Below are 24,141 nucleotides of genomic sequence, written 5' to 3' on the forward strand. Positions count from 1 at the left end.
CACGGTTGTTCGAATATCTTTTTTCTATCTCGCTTGCACGCACAGGTCGCGGAAATTTCCGTTCATGGCTGCATGACGCCCTGACGGGTCGACGCCGTCAAAGAATCGTGATTAGAGTTATAGCGCATGAACAAAGGATGAACAAATGTTTGCTGACATGATGCCTCGGTTTGAAGAGGCCTCGCAAAAATATGCCGCTGAAAACGGAATATTCCGCGACCCGGACTGGTACATGCTGAAGCTTCAGGAAGAGGTTGGCGAGGTCACACAGGCCTGGAACCGGCTGACAGGACGGGGGCGCATTAAGGGCAGGAGCAAAGAGGAGATGAAGCGGGATCTGGCCGACGAAACCGCCGATCTCCTCGGCCATGTGCTGTTGCTGGCCCATTATAACGGTCTCGATATTGAAGGAGCGATCGAGCGTAAGTGGCGTTTCAGGCCAGGGGCCTGACGAACCACCGAACGGCGGCTTGATCCTTGCGGTATCGCGCCTCTAGTGGGGTGCGACTAGGAGAAGGCGATGATAAAGAACAGGATCGCAAGAGCGGCAGCCACAGGCGTCATCACCAGCCGCTCAGGGCGGCTTTTCGACATTGCGTTCAATCCAACGCTCACCGCGAGATAACAGGCGATGATCCAGATGCCGGGTTCGATCCAGCCGGATGGCAAGACGTCCACATAGCCCGTCTTTTGCAGCGGAAAGGACGCGAAAAAGGCATAAATGAGCGGCGAAGCCGCGCTGGCAATTCTTTGTCGGACAGGCAATATCCGGTGCGTGCCGCCCCAGGCAAGGCGTCCGAAAGGCGCGCCGGCTGCAAGCGCAATCTGGAATAAGGACAGAATCAGCAGGATCAGCGTCGCGAGCGACAGGGCAACAGGCGGCATGATCACCCCGGTTATGGATGCGCCGACAAAGGCGCTCGGCCAATAGCGGCGTTTGAGCCTGCATGCGCCTCATCATGACGCCAAATGGCTAAGGACATGTGACGGCTCCGCGCTTTCAGCCCGCTCTTCATCTCGCTCAGGCCTTTGCCTTTTGCAGAAGGCTTGCCACGGCGTGAAGGTCGCTTGCAACGGCAACGCACTTTTCCCGCATTTCCTCGGTCGGCGGCGCGACATCGGGCACCATGATCGTCAACATGCCCGCGGATGTGGCCGAGCGTACGCCTGAATAGGAATCCTCCAGCGCAAGGCAACGGCCCGGATCAAGGGAAAGCCGTCGGGCTGCGGTCAGATAGGGCATGGGCGCGGGTTTGGGTTCGGTATAGTCGCCGCGTGCGACGATGGTATCGAAACGTCTGAGAAGATCGTGGGGGCCGAGATGGCGCGTCACCGAATCGTGCCGCGACGAGGTGGCGATGGCGCGGCGGATATCGAGCCGGTCGAGAAGATCGAGAATGTCGATGACGCCCGGTTTCAGCGCCACGCCATCAGCCATCATCACACCAAGGTGCCGGAGCCAGGCGTCGCGGAAGCTGTCGATCGGAAAATCCGCGCCATAATCGGCAAAGATGGTGCCGGTAATGACATCCCACGGGCTGCCGCACACCTTCTGGTAGGTTTCGACCTTCATGCCATGGCCGCCTTCATCCGAGGCCGCCAGAAATGAATCGCGATAAAGCCTCTCGCTCTCGATCAGCAATCCGTCCATGTCGAACACCACGGCCTGCGGAAGAAAGGGCAACATGGCTTAACCGAACCGGAAAGGGCGTTCGCCGAGGCTCTCGAAAGGGCGGATCAGGTAACCATCGGGATCGGCGACGATGAATTGCCGGTTGCCCACTTCGACCGTGCCGCGCCTGTACCATTTTTCCTCCAGCGGCATCACGAGGTCGATCGAGGATCGCTCCAGCCGGAAAAGAATGGGTTGCAGGGAGGGAACGGCGAGCTGCAGGTTCATGCCGCGGCCGAGCGGAAATTCAAGCGCGGCATTATCCGTCACGAATGTCCGGGTTGCGCCGATCTGGTCGATCATCAGCTGGGCATCTCCCAGCGCCAGATAGGTAAAGCCCTCTTCGGGGCGCTCATAGACCACATGAAAACCGATCAGATCGCAATAAAAGGCGCGGCTTTTCTGCCAGTCGCTGACGGCAATTTCAGGAACGAGGGCATTTCGTATGATGGTCATGGTCTCCTTTGCCGCGCAGGCCCGGGATGGGAGATGGCCTGCGGCAGGGGCTGATCTTACCGTCTTCCCGGCTACACGCCAGAGGAAACGTCATCATGGCAGCCATGTGTGAGGCTGCGGGCTGAGATTGTCGCGGCAGGTTCAGCCTCTGGTGTCCCGCAATTTTCCTCCCGTCATTCCTGTGCCTGTCACAGGAATCCTTGCAGCCCAAATCCTTGGGCTGAAAGGACCCTCTCGCCGCGCGGATGCGCGTCGGCTGGATTCCGGCTCAAGGCCGGAATGACGGATGTGGGGATGCACCGCTACATCACTTTGTCTGCGCTACAGATACGCATTGGCCGTCGTTACCGGCAGGTCGTGAGATTTACGCTTTCGTACCGCCGACGGTGATCTGATCCATGCGCAGATGCGGCTGACCGACGCCGACAGGCACCCATTGACCGGCCTTGCCGCAATTGCCGATGCCGGTATCGAGTTTGGAATCATTGCCGATCATCGAGACGCGCTTCATGGCGTCCGGCCCATTGCCGATCAGCATCGCGCCCTTGAGCGGCGCGCCGATCCTGCCGTTCTCGATGAGATAGGCCTCGGTGCAGCCGAACACGAATTTGCCTGAGGTAATATCCACCTGGCCGCCGCCGAAGGAAACGGCATAGATGCCCTTCTTGACGGAGGCGATGATTTCTTCCGGCGTTTTGTCGCCTGACAGCATGTAGGTATTGGTCATGCGCGGCATCGGCACATAGGCATAACCCTGCCGGCGGCCGTTGCCGGTGGGCGTCGCGCCCATCAGCCGGGCGTTCTGCCGGTCCTGCATGTAGCCGACCAGCCTGCCGTTCTCGATCAGCACATTATATCCCGATGGCGTGCCTTCGTCGTCGATCGTCAACGAGCCGCGGCGGCTGTCGATGGTGCCGTCATCCACCACGGTCACGCCGGGCGCGGCGACCATTTCTCCCATCAGGCCGGCAAAGGCCGAGGTCTTCTTGCGGTTGAAGTCGCCTTCGAGGCCATGGCCCACCGCCTCGTGCAGCATCACGCCCGGCCAGCCGGAGCCAAGCACCACATCCATGGTGCCGGCCGGCGCATCGATGGCGGTGAGATTGACGAGCGCCTGACGCAGTGCCTCATCCGCGCCGCGCTGCCAGTTTTCCGTGGTGATGAAATCGCCAAAGCCGACGCGGCCGCCAATGCCGTAGGAGCCGCTTTCCTGCCGGTCGCCTTCACCCGCAACGACGGAGATGTTGATGCGCGTCATCGGCCTGATATCGCTGACGCGATGACCATCGGCGCGCAGGATGTCCACCACCTGCCAGCTCGCGGAAATGGTCGCCGTCACCTGCCGGACATTCGGGTCCTTGTCGCGCAGATAAGCGTCGATATCGGTGAGAAGTTTCACCTTCTCCTCGAAACTCGGGCTGCCGATCGGGTTCTCGTCGCCATAGAGCTTCTTGTTGGTGCGCTGCGGTGCTGCGGCGTAGGAGCCGGAATACCCTCTGGTAACCGCACCCACCGCATCCGAAGCGCGTTTCAGTGCGCTTTGCGAAAGCTCGCCCGCATGGGCATAGCCCACCGTTTCACCGGCAACGGCGCGCAGGCCAAAACCCTGATCGGTGTTGAAGGAGCCGCCCTTCAGCCGGCCATTGTCGAAGGTCAGCGATTCGGCCTGGGCATGTTCGATGAAGAGTTCGCCATCGTCAGCGCCGGCGAGCGCCTCGCCGACGAGCTTGCGCAATTGCGTTTCGTCGCAATCGAAGAGTTTTACAAGATCGTCGGTCATGGGAGGCTCCAGTCATTATCGTTCATGACCGATTTAGGCACTGGAGCCGGCGGACGCAAGGCTGTCCCGTAGTGGCAGGCGTCAGGGAAGCGCGTCGTAGCCCTCGGCAAAGCCGGAAAGCTCGATCGGAATACCCACGCGATCCTGATCAACGGCTTCGCGCAGCGCAAAAACCGCATTCTTGCCGGCGCGCAGAACCTTCAAGAGCTCGTCGTCAATATCCACTTCCACGTAGCAGCCTTCGGAGAAGCAGCGGGTGAAATAGGCGCGGCCGATATTATTATTGTCAATATAGAGCTCCATGCCGTCCTTCAAAAGCACGCCAAGCGGCGCGAGGATGCGCAGGATTCGCGACTTGCGGTCGGCGGTTTTCAGCACCACCACCGAAAGGCCGACTTCCGGGCGGTCATCGGCAATCACGTTCTGCATGAGGGCGCATTGTTCTTCGGATGCACCCGCCGGCTTGTCGCAGATGACAGACCATGCGCCATGCGTCGACTTCGGCGTGCCGGGCGGCTGCTGTTGCGCCAGCGCTGCGGCAGCGGGGGCGATGATGGCAAGACCGGCGGCGGCAAGAAAAGTGCGCGCGAGCGGGGAAAGACGCATGGATACCTCTGGGATTCGAATCAGTGCGGCTATTTTGACGCCATAATCCGGAAAAAAAAGCCTCAGGGCTTCAATTCCAGCGGAGTTGGGCGGAAATAGGACCTGACCGCCTGTATGGGCGTCTGATTTGCCCGGCACGTCATTCGTTATCCGGCGGTGGAACCGACTGGAAGTCGGGGCTTTGTCGCATTTGGGCTGTTCGAAATCGCGTTCGGCGGGGCAGCTCAGACACAGGGTGCGGGAAAGTCGCCCGTGGATTGACCAATGGCAAAATTGGGGCATATCCGTGTCCCGACGCATATTGCGGCAGAGGACAAACTGTGGTTTGAAGTTAGTACCATTAGCATGGATTCTGCGTCTGTGATTGATCTAGATCAGACGCGTGAGGGAGAGGGTACCGTGAGGAATAGGATTTACGCAGCACTGGCGGGGATGACCTGTCTGCTCACGGCTGTCGGCGCCCACGCCGATCAGCCGGTGCATTGGCAAATGGGCATGCAGGAGGCCGCCACGCCGATCATGCACGAAATACGCTGGTTTGAACAATATACACTGTGGTTCATTGTTCCGGTTACGCTTTTCGTTCTTGCGCTGCTCATCATCGTTGCCTTGAAATTCCGCGCCGCGAAAAATCCGGTGGCTTCCAAGACCAGCCATAACACGGCGATCGAGGTTGTCTGGACGCTGGCGCCGGTTCTCATTCTCCTGTTCCTCGCTTTCCCCTCGTTCAATCTTCTGAACGCGCAGCTGACGCAGCCGGAAAACCCGGACCTGACGCTGAAGGCGACCGCCACGCAATGGCTGTGGAGCTATGAATATGCCGCCGCCGAGGGCGCCGAGCCGCTCTCCTTCGACAGCTATCTGCTGAAAGAGCAGGATCGCGCTGCTGCGGGCAAGGAGGACAAGGCCCGCTATCCGCGTCTTCTTGCGGTAGACAATGAAATGGTCGTTCCTGTCGGCAAGACCGTTCGCCTTCTGGTGACGGCGGCTCCGACGGATGTCATCCACGCCTTCGCCATGCCCGCTTTCGGCGTCAAGATCGACGCCGTTCCGGGCCGCCTCAACGAAACATGGTTCAAGCCGGAGAAGGAAGGCCTCTATTATGGCCAATGTTCCGAGCTTTGCGGCAAGGACCACGCCTTCATGCCGATCGCCATTCGGGTGGTTTCCGAACAGCAGTACAACGCCTGGCACGCCGCCGCCGCTTCAGACCTGAACGGCGCGAACCGGGCGCTGATGGCCTCCGTCGACGGCGCTCCGCGCACCGTTGACGTTGCCGCCAACGAAGCCAACTGAGACCTGGAGTGACGACAATGGCTGGACCTTCCGCACACGACGATCATCACTCGCATGGTCAATCCGCAAATGACGATCATTCGCATGATGCGCATCATTCCCATACGCCGGGCTTTTTCGCCCGCTGGTTCCTGTCCACCAACCATAAGGACATCGGCACGCTCTACCTGATCTTCGCCATCATGGCGGGCATCATCGGCGGCGGTCTGTCGGTCGTCATGCGCATGGAGCTGCAGGAGCCTGGCATTCAGATCTTCCACGGTCTGGCTTCCATGGTTTACGGCTTCGAGGGCGACGCCGCCATCGACGGCGGCAAGCACATGTTCAACGTGTTTACGACAGCGCACGCGCTCATCATGATCTTCTTCATGGTCATGCCGGCGATGATCGGCGGTTTCGCCAACTGGATGATCCCGATCATGATCGGCGCTCCTGACATGGCTTTCCCGCGCCTCAACAATATTTCCTTCTGGCTGATCGTCCCGGCCTTCATCCTGCTGCTCCTGTCGCTCTTCGTCGAAGGCCCGGCGGGCGCTTATGGTGTCGGCGGCGGCTGGACCATGTATCCGCCGCTATCGACCAGCGGCATGCCCGGGCCGGCGGTGGATCTTGCGATCTTCTCGCTGCACGTTGCCGGCGCATCCTCGATCCTCGGCGCGATCAACTTCATCACCACCATCCTGAACATGCGCGCTCCGGGCATGACGCTGCACAAGATGCCGCTGTTTGCCTGGTCGGTTCTGGTCACCGCATTCCTGCTGCTGCTTTCGCTGCCGGTTCTGGCGGGTGGCATCACCATGCTTCTGACCGATCGCAACTTCGGCACGGCATTCTTCTCGCCGGAAGGCGGCGGTGATCCGATCCTCTACCAGCACCTGTTCTGGTTCTTCGGTCACCCGGAAGTGTACATCCTGATCCTGCCCGGCTTCGGCATCATCAGCCACATCGTGTCCACCTTCTCCAAGAAGCCAGTCTTCGGTTACCTCGGCATGGCTTACGCCATGGTCGCCATCGGCGCCGTCGGCTTCATCGTCTGGGCCCACCACATGTATACGGTCGGCCTGTCGCTCGAAGCGCAGCGTTATTTCGTCTTCGCCACCATGGTCATCGCGGTGCCGACGGGTATCAAGATCTTCTCGTGGATCGCGACCATGTGGGGCGGTTCGCTGACCTTCTCGACCCCGATGGTCTGGGCGATCGGCTTCATCTTCCTGTTCACCGTCGGTGGCGTCACCGGCGTGCAGCTCGCCAATGCCGGTCTCGACCGTTCGCTGCACGACACCTATTACGTCGTCGCCCACTTCCACTACGTGCTGTCGCTCGGTGCGGTCTTCGCGATTTTCGCCGGCTGGTATTACTGGTTCCCGAAGATCACCGGCTACATGTACAGCGAGTTCATCGGCAAGCTGCATTTCTGGGTCATGTTCGTCGGCGTGAACCTGATCTTCTTCCCGCAGCACTTCCTTGGTCTCGCCGGCATGCCGCGCCGCTACATCGATTATCCCGATGCCTATGCCGGCTGGAACCTGGTGTCTTCTTACGGTTCGTATATCTCGGCCGTTGCCGTGGGTATCTTCCTCTTCGGCGTCTGGGAAGCCTTCGCCAAGAAGCGGATCGCCGGCAACAATCCCTGGGGTGAGGGTGCGACCACGCTCGAATGGCAGCTGTCTTCGCCGCCGCCTTACCACCAGTGGGAACAGCTGCCGCGCATTCGCTGATGCGCGGCCCCGGAAGGCGCGGGCAGGACTCGCAAATTCCGGACGCTCAAAAACAAGGGACGGTACGGCCTTGGTCAGCGCCGTTTCCTTGAGGCGGGAATGCCCGTTGCCGCGTGACATTTTGTCCAAGCGAAGCATATCGTCCGACATGATACATGCCCCGGACGTGATAAATGCCAAGTCTGGCCTTTATGAATGAGCAGCGCAGACGAATGGCGGGATGGGCGCGGTCACAGGGCCGGGCAAATGGTATCGGTTCTTCCGGATGCCGCCCATGCCGGAACGTTCGGACCAATGAATTGACGCATCGCGCATGCCGGAAATCACATTCGTTTTCGGGCAGGTGCAGGGGATGTCGCGACAGGCGGCGCCTGAAGGAAAACAGGACAGGAAATGAGCATTATCGACAATCGCGACATGCTGGGCGTGAAGGGCTCCGAACTTTCGGAAGCCGGCGCGCGCGATTATTTCGAGTTGCTGAAGCCGCGCGTCATGTCGCTCGTCGTCTTCACGGCCTTTGCGGGCCTGGTGCTGGCGCCGGGCGAAATAAACCCGGTGCTCGGCATCATCGCCATTCTCTGCATCGCCGTCGGCGCCGGCGCGTCCGGCGCGCTCAACATGTGGTACGATGCCGATATCGACGCCGTGATGAGCCGCACCGCAAAGCGGCCGATCCCGTCGGGCCGTATCGCGCCGCGCGAGGCCTTGGCCTTCGGTTTGACGCTGTCGGCCTTTTCGGTGGTCATTCTCGGTCTTGCGGTCAACTGGTTCTCGGCCGGACTGCTTGCCTTCACCATCTTCTTTTACGCCGTCGTCTATACGATGTGGCTGAAGCGCTCGACGCCGCAGAACATCGTCATCGGCGGTGCCGCTGGCGCTTTCCCGCCCATGCTCGGCTGGGCCTGCGTCACCGGCGGCGTTTCGCTTGACAGCATCATCCTGTTCCTCATCATCTTCCTGTGGACACCGGCGCATTTCTGGGCTCTGGCGCTCTTCAAGATGCGCGATTACGGCGCCGTCGGCATTCCGATGATGCCGAATGTGGCGGGCGAACGCTCCACCAAGAACCAGATGATCGTTTATGCGGTGCTGACCGCGGCTGCGGCTGTTGCGCCTTATTTCACGGGTCTGGCGAGCGCCGGTTACGGCATTTTCGCAGCCGTGCTGAGCGCAATCTTCGTCTACTGTTCGCTCGATGTCCGGCGCATGCCTGAGGGCGACGAGAAAATGCTGCCGGCCAAGAAGATGTTCGCCTATTCGGTGCTTTATCTCTTCGCCATCTTCTCCGGCCTTCTGGCCGATCATTTCGCGTCGGCCCTCAAGGCCGTCATGTCGGGAGTCCTGTGATGGAAACGGTGGAACTGAGCGCGGCTCAGAAAAAATCGAGACGCGGGCGCAACATTGCGCTCGGCGTTTTGCTCGCCGGCCTGGTGGTGCTGTTCTACGTCATCACCATCATCAAGATCGGCTCGCACTGACGGGCTGATTGAGGGGAGAGGAGGAGGAGATGGCAAATATGGAAACGCAGACGGCAGCGACCGGCAGGCAGAAGGTGAGCAATCGCTCCATTCTCGTGCTCTGTCTGGTGTTTTTCTGCGCCATGATCGGCATGGCCTATGCCGCCGTACCGCTCTACACCCTGTTCTGCCGCGTCACCGGCTATAACGGCACGACCCAGCGCGTCGAGCAATATTCCGACGTCATTCTCGACAAGACCATCAACGTCACCTTCGACGCGAATACGTCGAACGGCCTCAACTGGGATTTCCAGCCGGTCGACAGGAAGGTCACGCCGAAGATCGGCGAAACGGTGCAGGTGACTTTCAAGGCGACGAACCGTTCACCCGTGGCGACCACGGGCACGGCGGTCTTCAACGTCACGCCGATGGAAGCAGGGGCCTATTTCAACAAGGTGGAATGTTTCTGCTTCACCGAAACGACGCTGCAGCCGGGTGAAACGCTGGAAATGCCGGTGGTATTTTTTGTCGATCCTGACATCGCCACGGCGCGCGAGACCAAGAGCATTCATACTTTAACGCTGTCCTATACGTTTTATCCGGCCAAAACCGAAAAACCGGTTGCGTCCTTGCCGGTAAAGAATGAGTCTGGCGAAAGCAAATTGTGAGAGGAGATCTGGCCTTTTGCTTAAGGCCGGATCAGGGAAGAGATACCAGGGGATTGTCGCAATGGCAGATACGCATCAGAAGAACCACGATTACCACATCATCGATCCAAGCCCCTGGCCGCTTCTGGCCTCAATCGGCGCCTTCATCCTGACATTTGGCGGCGTCTGCTACATGCGTTACCTGTCGGGCGGCTCCTTCAAGCTGTTCGGTGCGGAACTGGCCAATCCCTGGCTGTTCTATATCGGTCTCGTTATCGTGCTCTACACCATGTATGCGTGGTGGGCGGATACGATCAAGGAAGCCAATGAGGGCAGCCACACCCGCGTCGTTTCGCTGCACCTGCGTTACGGCATGATCATGTTCATCGCCTCAGAAGTGATGTTCTTCGTCGCGTGGTTCTGGGCCTATTTCGATGCCAGCCTCTTCCCGCACGAGGCCATTCAGGCGTCCCGCCTCGAATATACCGGCGGGCAATGGCCGCCAAAGGGCATCGAGGTCATCGATCCCTGGCATCTGCCGCTCTACAACACCGTCATCCTGCTTCTGTCGGGCACCTGCGTCACCTGGGCCCACCATTCCCTGCTGCACAATGACCGCAAGGGCCTGATCACCGGTCTGGTGCTCACCGTCGCGCTCGGCATCCTGTTCTCCACCGTGCAGGTTTACGAATACATGCACGCGCCGTTCGACTTCAAGAATTCGATCTATGGCGCGACCTTCTTCATGGCCACCGGATTCCACGGTTTCCACGTCTTCGTCGGCACGGTCTTCCTGCTTGTCTGCCTGTTCCGCGCCATTGCCGGCGGTTTCACGCCCAAGCAGCATTTCGGTTTCGAAGCCGCCGCCTGGTACTGGCATTTCGTTGACGTCGTCTGGCTGTTCCTGTTCTTCGCCATCTATATCTGGGGTGGCTGGGGCGCGCCGGTGCACGGCTGATCGCACCGATAGTGGAGGGGCGGCAAATCGCCGCCCTGATGTCCAGGGCGAGCTTCCCGCACGCCCGGCGCGATTCTCGGGTTCGACCCGAGAATCCAGATCGGTGGTGTGCAAATCCTCGGGTCACGTCCGGGGATGACGGAGGAGGGAGCCTCCGTCGACACTTCACGGGCAGCGGTTGCTGCCCTCGTGCCTGAGCCCCTCTCCAGAGGGGTGGTTTGCAGGCGGAAGCGGGAGGTCATATGTCAGAACCCGGAAACGGCAATTTCGCGCCGGTAGATCCCATCAAGGTCGGGCTCAAAGGCTGCTGCCCGCGTTGCGGCAACGGCAGGCTGTTTGATGGTTTTCTGACCATAAAGCCCACCTGCAGCGCCTGCGGGCTGGATTACGGTTTCGCCGATGCGGGCGATGGCCCGGCCGTCTTTGTCATGCTGATCGTCGGTTTTCTGGTCGTCGGGCTGGCGCTCTGGGTCGATCAGCGTTTTGCGCCGCCCGTCTGGGTGCATGTCATGCTGTGGTTGCCGTTTACGGTAATTGTCTCCCTGGTGCTGCTGCGCAAGCTGAAGGGGATCATGATTGCGCTGCAATACAAGAACAATGCAAGCGAAGGCAGGCTTGATCGTGAATGACGTTTCCCACATGAAGGCCGCGGAAAGGCGCGTCTGGTTCGCCGCGCCGCTGGTGCTGCTGGCGCTTGCCATCCTTCTCGGGCTTGGAACCTGGCAGGTGAAGCGGCTCTACTGGAAAGAGGCGTTGATGGCCGATATCGAGGAGCGGCGCAGTGCAAATCCGGTGACGCTTGCCGATATCGAGGCGATCGCAAAAAGCGGCGGCGATATCGAATATCGCAGGGTCAGCCTTTCCGGCACCTTCGATCATGCCCACGAGCGGCATTTCTTCGCCACCCATCAGGGCCGGACCGGTTATTACATCTATACGCCGCTGACGCTTGCGGACGGCCGCATTCTCTTCGTCAATCGCGGCTTCGTGCCTTTCGAGATGAAAGAGCCCGCCAAACGGCCCGACGGGCAGGTAACCGGCGAAGTGACAATAACGGGGTTGGCGCGCGCGCCGCTCGTGGCAAAGCCATCATCGCTGCTGCCTGACAATGATATCGCCAAGAATATCTTCTACTGGAAAGATCTGGCGGCCATGGCTTCCAGCGCCGAAATTCCGTCCGAGCGGTTGGTCAATCTCTTCGTGGATGCCGATGCCACGCCCAATCCGGGTGGCTGGCCTGAAGGCGGCGTGACGCTGATAGATTTGCCCAACAATCACCTGCAATATGCGATAACGTGGTATGGCTTGGCGGCGGCCCTTGTCATTGTCGCCGGTTTTGCCTATTTCCGGAACGGCAAGGCGCAGGGTGAATAAAGCGCGCCGCGTCCGGTAGGGCAGTTGATCGGGCAAGACCACGGTGCTGGCCAAGGAGCTGGCCAAGGAGCTGGAATGAACATCGCCGTTTCCAAACCCCCTTTGACGATAAGGCTGTGCGGACCGCGCGGCTTTTGCGCGGGCGTGGACCGGGCGATCCAGATCGTCGTGCTGGCGCTGAAAGCCTATGGCGCGCCTGTCTATGTCCGCCACGAAATCGTGCATAACCGCTATGTGGTGGAGGGGCTGGAAGCCAAGGGTGCGGTCTTCGTCGAGGAGCTGCACGAAATCCCCACCGAGCATCGCGAGCAGCCGGTGGTTTTCTCCGCCCATGGCGTGCCGAAATCAGTGCCTGAGGACGCACAGGCTCGTAACCTGTTTTATCTCGATGCCACTTGCCCGCTGGTCTCCAAGGTCCACAAGCAGGCCATGCGCCACCAGCGGCTTGGCCGCCATGTGGTGCTGATCGGCCATGCCGGCCACCCCGAGGTCATCGGCACCATGGGCCAGCTTCCCGAAGGCACTGTCTCGCTGATCGAGACGGTGGAGGATGCCGGCCGTTATGAACCGCTGGACCGTGAAAATCTCGGCTTCGTCACTCAGACGACATTGTCGGTTGATGACACCGCAGGCGTTATCGCCAGGCTGCAGGAACGTTTCCCGGCCATTCAGGCGCCCGCCGCCGACAGCATCTGTTACGCAACCACCAACCGTCAGGATGCGGTGAAGCAGGCAGCCCCCGGCTGTGACCTGTTCATCGTTGTCGGTGCGCCCAATTCCTCCAATTCCAAGCGGCTGGTGGAAGTGGCGCTGCGCGCCGGGGCCAAGCGCTCCGTGCTGGTGCAGCGGGCCTCGGAAATCGACTGGGATGAAATCGGCGATATCAGCACCGTCGGCCTCTCGGCCGGTGCTTCCGCACCTGAGGTTATCGTTGACGAGATCATCGAGGCCTTCAAGGCGCGTTTCGACACCACGCTCGATCTTGCCGTAACGGTTGAGGAAACGGAGCATTTCCTCGTCAATCGCGAGCTGCGCAGCATTGAGCTGACGACCGATGACATGGCCTTCGTCAACGGCAATGCCAGCAATGCGCTGCCGCCGAAAACCGCCGCCGGCATTTAAAGCTGGACGATGCTGACTGTGGGCGGTTTCCGTCCCACAGGCGTCATTCATCGAGATTTCCACTCCATCCTTCATCAAGAGATTTGAAATTGGCAGTTTATACTGATATCACCGAAGATGATCTGAGGAATTTCCTCATGCAGTACGACGTCGGCAGCCTCACCTCTTACAAGGGCATTGCCGAGGGCGTCGAAAACTCCAATTTCCTGCTGCATACCACCAAGGACCCGCTGATCCTGACGCTTTATGAAAAGCGCGTGGAGAAAAACGATCTGCCCTTCTTCCTCGGCCTCATGCAGCATCTGGCAGCCAAGGGCCTGTCCTGCCCCTTGCCGCTGGCGCGCAAGGATGGCGAATTGCTGGGAGAATTGTCGGGCCGGCCGGCGGCGCTGATTTCCTTTCTTGAAGGCATGTGGCTGAGAAAGCCGGAGGCGAAACATTGCCGGGAAGTCGGCAAGGCGCTCGCCGCCATGCATCTGGCCGGTGAAGGCTTCGAGATCAAGCGGCCGAATGCGCTCTCCGTCGAAGGCTGGAAGGTGCTTTGGGACAAGTCCGAAGCGCGCGCCGACGAGGTGGAGAAGGGCCTGAAAGACGAGATTCGCCCTGAGATCGATTATCTCGCCGCCCATTGGCCGAAAGATTTGCCGGCCGGCGTCATCCATGCCGATCTGTTTCAGGACAATGTGTTTTTCCTCGGCGACGAACTTTCCGGCCTGATCGACTTTTATTTCGCCTGCAACGACCTGCTCGCTTATGACGTCTCGATCTGCCTCAATGCCTGGTGCTTCGAAAAGGACGGCGCCTATAACGTCACCAAGGGCAAGGCGCTGCTGGAAGGCTACCAGTCGGTGCGTCCGCTGAGCGAAGCGGAGCTGGAAGCGCTGCCGCTTCTGGCGCGCGGTTCGGCGCTGCGTTTCTTCCTGACGCGCCTTTACGACTGGCTGACGACGCCCGAGGGCGCACTGGTGGTGAAGAAGGACCCGCTGGAATATCTGCGCAAGCTGCGGTTCCACCGCGCGATCGCCAATGTCGCCGAATATGGGTTGGCTGGCGAATGAAACATGTCGATATTTTCACCGATGGCGCCTGCTCCGGCAATCCCGGTCCGGGCGGTTGGGGCGCGGTGCTGCGCTATGGCGAGGTGGAGAAGGAACTCTCCGGCGGCGAGGCTGAGACCACCAATAACCGCATGGAATTGATGGCGGCGATTTCGGCGCTCAATGCGCTGAAGAGCCCCTGCGAGGTCGATCTTTATACCGACAGCGCCTATGTCAAGGACGGCATCACCAAGTGGATTTTCGGCTGGAAAAAGAAGGGCTGGAAGACGGCCGATAACAAGCCGGTCAAGAATGTCGAGCTGTGGCAGGCGCTGGAAGCGGCACAGGAACGCCACAAGGTCACCCTGCACTGGGTCAAGGGCCATGCCGGTCATCCTGAAAACGAGCGCGCCGACGAACTGGCGCGAAAGGGCATGGAGCCCTTCAAACGGCGGTAATGGAAGCCTGCTCTATCTTGGGTCGGCGAAAATAGAGCCGACTTGATCTCGGACCCCATTATCCGGGGTTGTGAAAACCGAAACCCGACCTATCTTGTCGTCAAGGGGGTGCTCCAGTGGCGCCCAACGGAGGAGAGAAATCCGGATGATCCTGCATTGTGTATTTTTACGCTTCAAGGCCGCAACGGCGTCTTCTGAAAAACAGGCAATATTCGAGGCGATCGCTGCCCTGAAAGATGTCATCCCCGGCATCATTGATGTGAAATACGGCCAGAATGTTTCGCCTGAGGGGCTGAATGGCGGTTTTGTCGACGGTTTCATCGTGACGCTGGAAAGCCCCGAAGCCCGCGACGACTATCTCGCCCATCCGCAGCACATGGAAGTGGGGGAGCGTCTCGTGTCGCTCACCGATGGCGGTCTCGCCGGGCTTCTGGTGTTCGATATGAATGTTTGAGAGGGCGGCGGAGCCGCCCTTTATTCTTCAATGCGAATGCCTGTCGTGAGATCGTATCACTAAGTGTGCCGTCACCCCGGACTTGATCCGGGGTCCAGTGCGATCAAGTCCTTGATCGCAAAAGACTCCTCTCACGGCGCAGACGCGCCGTGGCCGGATGCCGGATCAAGTCCGGCATGACGGAAAGTTGGAGCCTTTACATTTACAAGGAGAGACCAAGCTCGCCCTCAAAGCTGCTCGATCATCGCCGCAGCGGCAGAGACCGTTGCCTGACCGGGGTTCTCTTCAACGTTGAGCGACTTCACCACGCCGTCTTCCACCAGCATCGAATAACGCTTGGAGCGCACGCCAAGGCCGCCGCCGGACAGATCGGCATCGAGGCCGAGCGCCTTGGTGAAGGACGCATCCCAGTCGGCGAGGAAATGAATCTTGCCCTGACCACCAGACGATTGCGCCCATGCGCCCATGACGTGCCAGTCATTGACGGCGACGACGGCGATATCGTCCACGCCCTTGGAAAGAATGGCGTCACGGTTTTCGAGATAACCCGGCAGGTGGTTCAGCGAGCAGGTGGGGGTGAAAGCGCCGGGAACGGCAAAGAGAACCACCTTCTTGCCGCCGAAAAGTGCGTCCGTGGTGGTTTCCACCGGGCCGTCGGCCGTCTTTTCCTTGAAGGTTGCGGAAGGCAGTTTTTCGCCGATCTTGATGGTCATGTCCGTGCTCCTGTAGCCGTTCGGTTCGCGCGACTATAGAGCACGGAAATGAAAGCTGTCATGCGGTTTTCGAGATAATTTCCCCCGCAGAAACACCGCTCACGGCTTCGGGAAATTCAGCATGGTCTCCATGGCCCGGTCGCCTGACTTGACCAGAATGGGCCAGCTGTTGCCCTGCACCTGATAGGTTTTCGGCAGGCCCTTGATGTTCATGTAGAAGGAGAGCTTGCGCTTGTCGCGCACCAGGTTCTGCGGCTCGTAATAGGCAAAACCGGAGGGACCCGCGATGAATATTTCGGTCTCCTTGGGTGCGTTTTCCGGAAGCTGCAGCTGCACGCCGAGCATGGTCTTGTCGGGCGTGATGTGGAAATCGATCACCTTGAAATCGTCGGACGCCGCCTCGGGCAACGTTTCGCGCGCCTCTTCGAGAAGGCGGCGTTCCTCGCTGTCATCATCACCCGCATTGCCGCGGTCTATGGAGAACTTCGCCTCGAAGGGAATGCAGATATTCTGGCACACGCCGATGAAGGCGGTGAGGTCTATCTTCCCGCTCGCTGCCGGGTCGGCGGCTTTCAGCTGAAAGGGAAGGCTGACGGCGTGGTCATAGCCGATATCGGTGATGTCACCGTTTTCGATCAGCTTCGGAACCGGATAGGCCATGGTGGTAAGCGCCACGCCGCTTGCCGGATCGGGCGTTATCTGCGGCGGTATGCCTGCTTCGCCCGGTTCGCGCCAATAGGTGATCCAGCCGTCCTTCGGCTCGATCTGCAGCACGCCGCGCACCACGCCGTCCGCATCCATGGCAAGGCTTGCCACGCGCATCAGGCCGCCCTCGCTTCTGGCCCAGTCGGTAATTTCGGCCTGGGCGGCTTGCATGCCGCCGAGGAGGGCGGCAAATGCGGCCGCGAGACGAAGATGTGAAAATCGAAAGAATATCCTGACGCTCATGCTTCCCGTCTAACCCAACATCGCCCGACGGACCAGTTACGAATTCGTGCGGTTCATCATTTTCGGTTGATTGATCGGGCGCGATGCCGCATCCTGTCCTTTGTCGAAGTGCGAACGCCGTTTTCCGTTGAGCGACGGAATTCGGTCTGCTGGAGGCGCCGGTGAGCTTTTCAACCCTGATGGACAAACGCGAACGTGGCTTTCTCGATGGCCAGTTCCTCATCGCGATGCCGGGGCTGGACGACGGCAATTTTGCCCGTTCGGTGATCTATATCTGCGCCCATTCGGACGCCGGGGCCATGGGCTTCATCATCAACCGGCCGCAGCAGATCACGTTTACGGATATTCTGCTGCATCTGAAGCTGGTGGATAGCAACGACGCCATCATGCTGCCTAACCGCACCCGCGAATTTCCGATCCAGTGCGGCGGCCCGGTGGAATCCGGCCGGGGGTTTGTGCTGCATTCGGATGATTACCTCAGCGAATCAAGCATTCCGGTCAGCGATGACATTTCGCTCACCGCAACGCTTGATATCGTCCGCGCCATTTCCAACGGCCGCGGCCCGCAAAGGGCGACCATGATGCTCGGTTATGCCGGCTGGGGTCCGGGCCAGCTGGAAAACGAGATCGCCAATAATGGCTGGCTGAATTGCCCCGCTGCGGAAGAGCTGATCTTCGACCGTGGGCTGGACAATAAATACGAGCGGGCGCTGGCCCTGATGGGCGTCGATGCGCGCATGCTCTCCACGGATGCCGGGCACGCCTGATCTCAACACAATTCCTGCCCCTTTCGGCTGGAACCAAATCCTGACCCCTGACGTTACCCACCCGGAAAGCCGGACAGACAGTACGGCTCAACTAGGGAGCAGTAATATGGGTAGCACATCTGACAAGATCGCCGGTAAAGCCAATGAAGTTGCTGGCAAGGTGAAGAAGAGCGTCGGCGAAGCGACGGGCAATAATGAATTGCGTGCTAAGGGTGCCGCCCAGGAAACCAAGGGCAAGGTTCAGAGCTCCGTCGGCAAGGCGAAGGACGCCGTCAAGGGCGCCGTCGACCGCATGTAATTCTGCATGAAACATTGCGCCTCTCCCACGATGCGGCGCATGGAGCGCATGTGTTATCGCACATGCGCTCTTGTCATGTGAGGGCCATGACGACCGGGCCGTTACGCCTCCGCCTTCACATTTTATCTCTGCTTTTCTTTCACCCGTCCCATCGCAAGGGTTTCATCCATGAAGCTTTTTTCCTGCGCATCCTGCGGCCAGCCTGTCCATTTCGACAATCGCTTCTGCGTCTCCTGCGGCCATCGCCTGGCTTTCGTGCCGGAACGGCTTTCCATGGAAGCGCTGGCGCCTGCGGGTGAACCGAACTGGCAGATCGTGGCCGAGCCGGAAAAGCAGGTGCGGTTTTGCGCCAATGAGGTGAATGATATCTGCAACTGGTCTGTGCCGGCGGAAAGCGCCAATGCCTTTTGCCCGGCCTGCAGCCACAATCGCCTGGTGCCTGATATGGCCACAGAGCAGGGGATTGAACAATGGCACCGCATCAGCCAGGCGCAGCGGCACCTGTTTTATTCGATCCTGCGGCTTGGCCTGCCGCATCCCAATCGTGATGCTGACCCCGCAGGCGGCCTCGTCTTCGACTTTCTGGTGGATGAGGTGGCGCTCGATGGTTCCGTCATTCCCGCCATGACCGGCCACGACGAAGGCCTGATCGCCATCCGCGCGGCCGAGGCCGATGACGCGACGCGCGAACAGGTGCGCGCCAACATGAACGAGCCATACCGCACCATGCTTGGCCACTTCCGCCACGAGGTCGGGCACTTCATCTGGAACAAGCTGGTGCGGGACGAAAACCGGCTGGAGGCCTGCCGCGCCGTCTTTGGTGACGAGCGCGAGGATTATGGCGCCGCCCTGCAACGCAATTATGATGGCGGGCCGCGCCGCGACTGGCAGGAGAATTTCATCAGTTCCTATGCCTCGGTCCACCCCTGGGAGGATTTCGCCGAATGTTTCGCCCATTATCTGCATATCGTCGATACGCTCGAAACCGCGCGCGCCTTCGGTGTGGCGATCGATCCTGACGGGCACGAGGAAATGGCGGCGGAAGTGACGTTCGATCCCTATAAGGCCCGCAGCGCCGCGCAGCTGGTGAAAGCCTGGATCCCGCTCAGCGTCGCCATCAATTCCATCCAGCGCAGCATGGGGGAGGCGGACCTTTATCCCTTCGTGCTGACGCCGCCGGTGGTGGCGAAGATGGAGTTCATCCACGACCTGTTACATGGGAGCGTGGCGGCGGATGCGCAGCCGGTGATGATGGTTCAGTAAATATTCGGCGTGCAGGTTGAAAATCCGAGACGTTCCGGGGAGCATTAGCCCTCTCCGTCGTCATCCTCGGGCTTGTCCCGAGGATCTGCCGTCGGTAGTTTTAGCATGCGTGATTAGATCCTCGGGACAAGCCCGAGGATGACGTGGAATTTGAGGAGGAGACTGCGCCCCCTCGCTTCCATGTACGCAATATCCCTTACGAAGCCCGCTTCGTCGGCTGGAACCGCTCCCGTAGAAGCTTCAGCGCCGCATCGCCGGAGACCGGCGTGCCGAACAGGAAGCTCTGGCCGAAATGGCAGTTCATGCGGGCCAGTTCGGCCGCATCTTCAGGCGTTTCGATGCCTTCCGCCACCACCTGCATGTCGAGTGCGCGCGCCATGGCGATGACGGAGCGCAGCAGAACGTTGCGCTTGTCGCTGGTATTGGCCACCAGCGCCTTGTCGAGCTTGATCGTGTCGAAGGGGAAGCGGGTGAGGTAGGCGAGTGACGAATAGCCGGTGCCGAAATCATCCATGGCGAGGCTGAGGCCGGTTTCCTTGAGCTTGGAAAGCACCAGCCGCGCCTGTTCCGGGTTTTCCATGACAACCGATTCCGTCAGCTCCAGCTTCAGCTGCTGCGGATTGCAGCGCGTGCGGGTCAGCATGCCGCGCACGTCGTTGTACAATTCGTTGTTCAGCAATTGCGCGCTGGAAATATTGACGGAGATGAAGATCGGCATCTTTTCGATGGCGTGCTGCCAGTCCATCAGATCGGTGGCAGCCCGTTCCAGGGCGAACATGCCGAGAGGCTCGATCAGGCCGGAGGCCTCCGCAATCGGAATGAATTCGCTCGGAGGGATATTGCCGCGCTTGGGGTGCTCCCATCGCATCAGCGCCTCAAAACCGGCCAGCTCGCCATCGTCAAGCTTGACGATGGGCTGGTAGGCCAGCGACAGCTCCTTGCGCTCGATGGCGCGGCGAAGATCGCTTTCCATCTGCAGGCGGTCGGTGCCCGAGGTGCGGAAGGCGGGGCGGAACGGCTCGACGCGGTTGCCGCCAGCCCGTTTGGCGCGATACATGGCGAGTTCCGCATCGCTGAGCAGTCCGGCCGCACTTTCCTGCTGGTCGATCCATGAGACGAGGCCGATGGAGGCGGTGAGGATGATTTCGCGATTGGCGAAATTGATCGGCACCATGATCGCCTTGTTCACCGCATCGGCGAAATCGGCCACACGCTGCGGATCGCGCTCGGAGGTGAGGATAAGGCCGAACTCATCACCACCGAGACGCGCCAGGGTATCCTGCGGTTTCAGCAGGCGGCGCAGACGCCGTGTCAGCGCGATAAGGATATTATCACCCGCGGCAATGCCGAGCGTATCGTTGACCAGCTTGTAACGGTCGATATCGATCGCCATCACGGTCGGGCGCACGCCTTCGCTGTCGGGCGACAGGTTGAGGATCGATTGCAGGCGGTCGAGGAACACCTGCCGGTTCGGAAGCCCGGTCAGATTGTCGTTCATCGCATCCTGCAGCAACCGTTCCACCGAGTTCTTCTGCTCGGTAATATCGGTGATGGTGCCGACGCAGCGGATGATTTCGCCGTTGGAGCCGAGAACCGGACGGGCGCGGATTTGCAGCCAGTGGAAATGCCCGTCTTCGGCGCGAATGCGGAATTCGTGGTTGAGGCGGCCCTTGCGATGGTCGAGCAGCACGTCGAGCGTCGCCTTGAACCGGTCGCGATCGTCAGGATGCAGGCGCGGCAGCCAGTTGCGCGCAGCGCCGTGCATGGCGCCGGGTTCCAGCCCCAGCCGGTTGGAAATATCGGGCGTGGTGACGATGCGGTCGCGCGTCACGTCCCAGTCCCACACGGTATCGCCGCTGCCCGTCAGCGCCAGAGATTGCCGTTCGAGGTCGGAGAACAGGCCCTGCTGATAGGCGCTGCCGGCGAAGGCGTGCTGGATGACGGTAAAGCCGATCAGAAGCACGATCAGCACCAGCCCGCCGCCGAGTGCGGGCTGCACGATGTCGTTGTCCAGCTGCCCCGTCACCGTCAGCCAGCTGCCGAACAGCCAGACGAGGATGAGCGCCCAGGAGGGAACGAGCAGGATCGCCCGGTCGTAACGGTTGAAACCGAGATAGATGATGAGTGCGATGCCGGCCGTTGCGGTGAGCGCGAAGGACACGCGCGCGATGCCTGACGCGACCGACGGATCATAGATCGCCACGCCGAACAGCAGCGCCAGACCCACCACCCAGGCAAAGGTCGCATAACCCAGATGCGCGTGCCAGCGATTGAGATTGAGATAGGTGAAGAGGAAGACCACGAAGCTGGAGGCGAGCGCCACTTCCGCGCCCGCCCTCCATATTCGCTGATCGCTTGAGGTGACGGTTATGAGCTTTTCAAGGAAGCCGAAATCGACGCAGATATAGGCAAGCACCGCCCAGGCGAGTGCGGCCGAGGCCGGCAGGACGGAGGTTCCCTTGACCACGAAGAGAATGGTCAGAAGCACGGCCAGCAGGCCGGCAATGCCGAGCACGATGCCGCGATAGAGCGTAAACGCGTTGATCGTGTCCTTGTAGGCCTCCGGCTCCCACAGATAAAGCTGCGGTAGCTGCGGCGTGGAAAGCTCGGCGACGAAGGTGATGACGGAGCCGGGGTTGAGCGTGATGCGGAAGACGTCGGCATCCGGGCTCGGCTGCCGGTCAAGCGCAAAGCCTTCACTCGGCGTAATCGCCATGATGCGCTGCGAGCCGAGATCGGGCCAGAACAGCTTGGAATTGACGAGGCGGAAATGCGGCGCGACGATCACGCGCTCCAGCTGTTCTTCGGAGACGTTGGCGAGCGCAAAGACCGCCCAGTCGCCCTGGTGATCGTTGGAACTGGCGCGCACCTCGATACGGCGGCGGATGCCATCAGGGCCCGGCGCGGTCGAGACCTGAAAGGCTTCGCCCTGATTGGCGTAGATATCGGTGGTGGCCGTCAGGTCGAGCGCCGTGTCGTCACGGGAAATCTTTACCGGCTCAAAAGCAAAGGAATGGGAAGCAAAAAGCAGGAACAGCAGGAAAAACGGCGCAGCCAGCGCGATTGCCGCCAGACGTTTCGCAAGGCACGGCGCAGAGTGATTGTAGGTCATGTATCGTACTTCGTTCCGCCGGAGCTTTGCTTGTCGGCAAGAAGGGAAAACATCATATGATCCCGCCATTGGCCATTGATTTTCAGATATTCCCGCAAGAGACCTTCCCGCTGGAACCCGGCGTTTTCGAGAAGCCGGATGCTTTTGAAGTTTTCCGGAATACAGGCTGCCTCGATACGGTGCAACTGAAGTCCGTTAAAGATGTATGGTATTACCAATTTTAATGCGGCAGACATATGGCCTTGCGCGGCGTGGCGCTCGCCGATCCAGTATCCGATCATGCAGCTTTGCGCCGCACCCCGGCGGATGTATCCGATGGTGATACCGCCCACCAGGAGCGTCTCTTTTTCAAACAGCAGGAAGGAGACGGCGGTGCCGGAGGAAAACTCCTGGCCATTGCGCATCACGCGCATGCGGAAGGCGCCCTCCGTCAGTTCGTCCGGGCGCCAGGTCGGCTCCCAGGGCTGAAGAAACTGTCGGCTTTCCGAACGCAGCACATGCCATTGCTTGAAATCGCCGTAGCGCGGCAGTCTGAGAAGGTGATTGGCGCTGCGCAGTTCGGGCGTGTCGCTATGTCGGGAAAGAAAACGCAGCATTCACGATCCCTGTGCGGCAGACATCGCCATCCGCAAGCGGGATGGCGAAAAAGGTGAGCGGACTTCGCCTTTAAATCCCGCCCTCATATCGGTTTATCCGTTCGCCTTTATCCTTGCGGGCTGCTGCGCGGAAAGCGCGGCAGTGATGTCGGAAAGAGGCGGCAGATGTTCGAGCGGGCCAATTGCAGACAATGTCGGAACTGTATCGAAAAACAGCCGTCCTGCAAGATCGGTCAGGCGCGCGCGGGTGATGTCGCCCAGCCGCTCCATCATTTCCTCATTGGGGATGGGCCGGCCGTAAAGCATCATCTGCCGGGCGATCTGTCCGGCGCGGGCGGCCGGGCTTTCCTGGCCCATCAGCAGTTGGGCGCGGATCTGCGCGCGAGCACGGTCGATTTCCTCCTGATGGATGGCCTGCGAGGACTTGCGCAGCTCCTCGACAATGACCGGCACCAGTTCCGGCAGGTCGTTGCCGCCAGTGGCCGCATGCACGCCGAAGATGCCGGTATCGGAAAAACCCCAATGAAAGGCGTAGACCGAATAGCACAGGCCGCGATATTCGCGCACTTCCTGGAACAGGCGGGAAGACATGCCGCCGCCCAGGATATTGGCGAGGATCTGCGAGCAATAGAAGTCGCGGGCGTGATAGGCCTTGCCCTCGAAGCCGAGAAGCACCTGCGCGTCCATGAGGTCGCGGGTCTCGCGGATTTCGCCGCCGGTATAGATTGCCTTTTCCATAACCGGTGTTGCCACCGGCAGCTGCGGCAGTGAGGCGAAACGTTCTTCCACCTGCTTCACGAAGCTTTCGTGGTCGACAGCACCGGCCGCCACGACGAAAATGCGGTCCGTCGTGTAGTTGCGGGCGAGATAATGCCTGATCTGGCCTGTCGTGAAGGATTGAACGGTTTCCGGCGTGCCGAGGATCGGGCGGCCGATGGTCTGGTCGCGATAGGCGACACCGGAGAAATTGTCGAAGATCACGTCGTCGGGCGTATCTGTGGCTGCACCGATCTCCTGCAGGATGACGTTTTTCTCCCGCTCCAGCTCTTCTTCGTCGAACAGCGATTCCGTCAGGATGTCGGCAAGGATATCGACGGCGAGGGGGACGTGGTCTTTCAGGACGCGGGCGTAGTAGGAGGTTGTTTCCGTCGATGTCGCGGCGTTGACTTCACCGCCGACATTTTCGATCTCTTCGGCGATCTGGCGGGCGGTGCGGCGCGCCGTACCCTTGAAAGCCATATGTTCGAGAAGATGGGCGATGCCGTGTTCGGCAGTCGTCTCGTTGCGGGATCCGGATTTGATCCACACCCCAAGAGCAACGCTTTCGAGATGCGGCATTTTTTCCGTGACAACGGTCAACCCGGACGAAAGCCGGGTCACATTAACTCTCATACTCAACGTCTTTCCGC

At 60.1% G+C, this 24,141-nt stretch carries 26 protein-coding genes; 16 read left to right on the forward strand and 10 right to left on the reverse strand.

Annotated features, from left to right (window positions below):
• Window positions 1-145 precede the first annotated feature (145 nt).
• Entirely contained in the window at window positions 146-451 is a 306-nt protein-coding gene (locus V6S97_RS12000; RefSeq protein ID WP_060722994.1) for a MazG nucleotide pyrophosphohydrolase domain-containing protein, read from the forward strand.
• A 56-nt stretch (window positions 452-507) separates the two neighbouring features.
• On the opposite strand, the gene V6S97_RS12005 is transcribed toward V6S97_RS12000, so the two are convergent.
• The 5 genes from V6S97_RS12005 to V6S97_RS12025 form a co-directional block, all read right to left on the reverse strand.
• The gene (locus V6S97_RS12005; protein WP_060722995.1) at window positions 508-885 is read right to left on the reverse strand and encodes a hypothetical protein; all 378 of its coding nucleotides are present in this window, start codon (window positions 883-885) and stop codon (window positions 508-510) included.
• A 136-nt stretch (window positions 886-1,021) separates the two neighbouring features.
• Window positions 1,022-1,687: an HAD family hydrolase gene (locus tag V6S97_RS12010; RefSeq protein ID WP_099085601.1), complete on the reverse strand. Its 666-nt coding sequence runs from the start codon at window positions 1,685-1,687 to the stop codon at window positions 1,022-1,024.
• A gap of 3 nt (window positions 1,688-1,690) precedes the next feature.
• On the reverse strand, window positions 1,691-2,128 hold the full coding sequence (locus V6S97_RS12015; RefSeq protein WP_060726084.1) for a bleomycin resistance protein: 438 nt from the start codon (window positions 2,126-2,128) through the stop codon (window positions 1,691-1,693).
• A 364-nt stretch (window positions 2,129-2,492) separates the two neighbouring features.
• Window positions 2,493-3,908, reverse strand: a complete 1,416-nt coding sequence (gene tldD, locus V6S97_RS12020) for a metalloprotease TldD (RefSeq protein ID WP_080865930.1) — start codon at window positions 3,906-3,908, stop codon at window positions 2,493-2,495.
• Window positions 3,909-3,989: 81 nt separating this feature from the next.
• Complete coding sequence (locus tag V6S97_RS12025; protein WP_003521101.1) at window positions 3,990-4,514, reverse strand: invasion associated locus B family protein; 525 nt, start codon at window positions 4,512-4,514, stop codon at window positions 3,990-3,992.
• A 432-nt stretch (window positions 4,515-4,946) separates the two neighbouring features.
• Between V6S97_RS12025 and coxB the strand changes: the two genes are divergently transcribed.
• The 12 genes from coxB to V6S97_RS12085 all read left to right on the forward strand — a co-directional run bounded on the left by coxB (window position 4,947) and on the right by V6S97_RS12085 (window position 15,035).
• Entirely contained in the window at window positions 4,947-5,810 is an 864-nt protein-coding gene (gene coxB / locus V6S97_RS12030; RefSeq protein WP_003509143.1) for a cytochrome c oxidase subunit II, read from the forward strand.
• 17 nt (window positions 5,811-5,827) lie between these two features.
• Window positions 5,828-7,528 (forward strand): cytochrome c oxidase subunit I, encoded by a 1,701-nt coding sequence (ctaD, locus tag V6S97_RS12035; protein ID WP_060726085.1) that lies wholly within the window; start codon window positions 5,828-5,830, stop codon window positions 7,526-7,528.
• Between the two features lie 393 nt (window positions 7,529-7,921).
• Entirely contained in the window at window positions 7,922-8,875 is a 954-nt protein-coding gene (locus tag V6S97_RS12040) for a heme o synthase (RefSeq protein WP_223567157.1), read from the forward strand.
• Window positions 8,875-9,006: a hypothetical protein gene (locus V6S97_RS12045; RefSeq protein WP_003509137.1), complete on the forward strand. Its 132-nt coding sequence runs from the start codon at window positions 8,875-8,877 to the stop codon at window positions 9,004-9,006. The genes V6S97_RS12040 and V6S97_RS12045 overlap by 1 nt, the downstream gene beginning before the upstream one ends.
• Window positions 9,007-9,035: 29 nt before the next feature.
• Complete coding sequence (locus tag V6S97_RS12050) at window positions 9,036-9,653, forward strand: cytochrome c oxidase assembly protein (protein WP_003509133.1); 618 nt, start codon at window positions 9,036-9,038, stop codon at window positions 9,651-9,653.
• Between the two features lie 61 nt (window positions 9,654-9,714).
• The gene (locus V6S97_RS12055; RefSeq protein ID WP_003509131.1) at window positions 9,715-10,590 is read left to right on the forward strand and encodes a cytochrome c oxidase subunit 3; all 876 of its coding nucleotides are present in this window, start codon (window positions 9,715-9,717) and stop codon (window positions 10,588-10,590) included.
• A gap of 242 nt (window positions 10,591-10,832) precedes the next feature.
• A complete protein-coding gene (locus V6S97_RS12060) occupies window positions 10,833-11,219 on the forward strand; it encodes a DUF983 domain-containing protein (RefSeq protein WP_060726087.1) in 387 nt (128 codons plus the stop codon).
• A gap of 10 nt (window positions 11,220-11,229) precedes the next feature.
• The gene (locus V6S97_RS12065) at window positions 11,230-11,964 is read left to right on the forward strand and encodes an SURF1 family protein (RefSeq protein ID WP_080866537.1); all 735 of its coding nucleotides are present in this window, start codon (window positions 11,230-11,232) and stop codon (window positions 11,962-11,964) included.
• Window positions 11,965-12,039: 75 nt separating this feature from the next.
• Complete coding sequence (ispH, locus tag V6S97_RS12070; protein WP_003509126.1) at window positions 12,040-13,086, forward strand: 4-hydroxy-3-methylbut-2-enyl diphosphate reductase; 1,047 nt, start codon at window positions 12,040-12,042, stop codon at window positions 13,084-13,086.
• Window positions 13,087-13,175: 89 nt separating this feature from the next.
• Window positions 13,176-14,144, forward strand: coding sequence for a homoserine kinase (locus V6S97_RS12075; protein WP_334426873.1), 969 nt, complete (start codon window positions 13,176-13,178; stop codon window positions 14,142-14,144).
• Window positions 14,141-14,581, forward strand: a complete 441-nt coding sequence (gene rnhA / locus V6S97_RS12080; protein ID WP_060723001.1) for a ribonuclease HI — start codon at window positions 14,141-14,143, stop codon at window positions 14,579-14,581. The genes V6S97_RS12075 and rnhA overlap by 4 nt, the downstream gene beginning before the upstream one ends.
• Window positions 14,582-14,726: 145 nt before the next feature.
• A complete protein-coding gene (locus tag V6S97_RS12085; protein ID WP_003494265.1) occupies window positions 14,727-15,035 on the forward strand; it encodes a Dabb family protein in 309 nt (102 codons plus the stop codon).
• Window positions 15,036-15,262: 227 nt separating this feature from the next.
• On the opposite strand, the gene V6S97_RS12090 is transcribed toward V6S97_RS12085, so the two are convergent.
• On the reverse strand, window positions 15,263-15,748 hold the full coding sequence (locus V6S97_RS12090) for a peroxiredoxin (RefSeq protein WP_003509120.1): 486 nt from the start codon (window positions 15,746-15,748) through the stop codon (window positions 15,263-15,265).
• A 99-nt stretch (window positions 15,749-15,847) separates the two neighbouring features.
• Window positions 15,848-16,696: a protein-disulfide reductase DsbD domain-containing protein gene (locus V6S97_RS12095; RefSeq protein ID WP_003509118.1), complete on the reverse strand. Its 849-nt coding sequence runs from the start codon at window positions 16,694-16,696 to the stop codon at window positions 15,848-15,850.
• Between the two features lie 161 nt (window positions 16,697-16,857).
• Here V6S97_RS12095 and V6S97_RS12100 point away from each other — a divergent pair, with 161 nt between their 5' ends.
• The 3 genes from V6S97_RS12100 (at window position 16,858) to V6S97_RS12110 (ending at window position 19,024) form a co-directional block, all read left to right on the forward strand.
• Entirely contained in the window at window positions 16,858-17,463 is a 606-nt protein-coding gene (locus tag V6S97_RS12100) for a YqgE/AlgH family protein (RefSeq protein WP_003521117.1), read from the forward strand.
• A 106-nt stretch (window positions 17,464-17,569) separates the two neighbouring features.
• The gene (locus V6S97_RS12105) at window positions 17,570-17,761 is read left to right on the forward strand and encodes a CsbD family protein (protein ID WP_003509115.1); all 192 of its coding nucleotides are present in this window, start codon (window positions 17,570-17,572) and stop codon (window positions 17,759-17,761) included.
• A gap of 168 nt (window positions 17,762-17,929) precedes the next feature.
• Window positions 17,930-19,024 carry a zinc-binding metallopeptidase family protein gene (locus tag V6S97_RS12110; protein WP_003509112.1) on the forward strand — a complete coding sequence of 365 codons (1,095 nt, stop codon included), beginning with the start codon at window positions 17,930-17,932 and terminating at the stop codon, window positions 19,022-19,024.
• A gap of 196 nt (window positions 19,025-19,220) precedes the next feature.
• Here the strand turns inward: V6S97_RS12110 and V6S97_RS12115 are convergent, their stop codons facing one another.
• From V6S97_RS12115 to V6S97_RS12125, 3 genes are all read right to left on the reverse strand, one after another.
• The gene (locus tag V6S97_RS12115; protein ID WP_003509110.1) at window positions 19,221-22,136 is read right to left on the reverse strand and encodes an EAL domain-containing protein; all 2,916 of its coding nucleotides are present in this window, start codon (window positions 22,134-22,136) and stop codon (window positions 19,221-19,223) included.
• Window positions 22,133-22,732, reverse strand: coding sequence for a GNAT family N-acetyltransferase (locus tag V6S97_RS12120; RefSeq protein WP_334426880.1), 600 nt, complete (start codon window positions 22,730-22,732; stop codon window positions 22,133-22,135). The genes V6S97_RS12115 and V6S97_RS12120 overlap by 4 nt, the downstream gene beginning before the upstream one ends.
• 93 nt (window positions 22,733-22,825) lie before the next feature.
• Entirely contained in the window at window positions 22,826-24,124 is a 1,299-nt protein-coding gene (locus tag V6S97_RS12125; RefSeq protein WP_334426943.1) for a M16 family metallopeptidase, read from the reverse strand.
• Between the last annotated feature and the right edge of the window lie 17 nt (window positions 24,125-24,141).

The sequence above is a fragment of the Agrobacterium sp. CCNWLW155 genome (assembly GCF_036888815.1).
Lineage (GTDB): Bacteria > Pseudomonadota > Alphaproteobacteria > Rhizobiales > Rhizobiaceae > Agrobacterium > Agrobacterium radiobacter.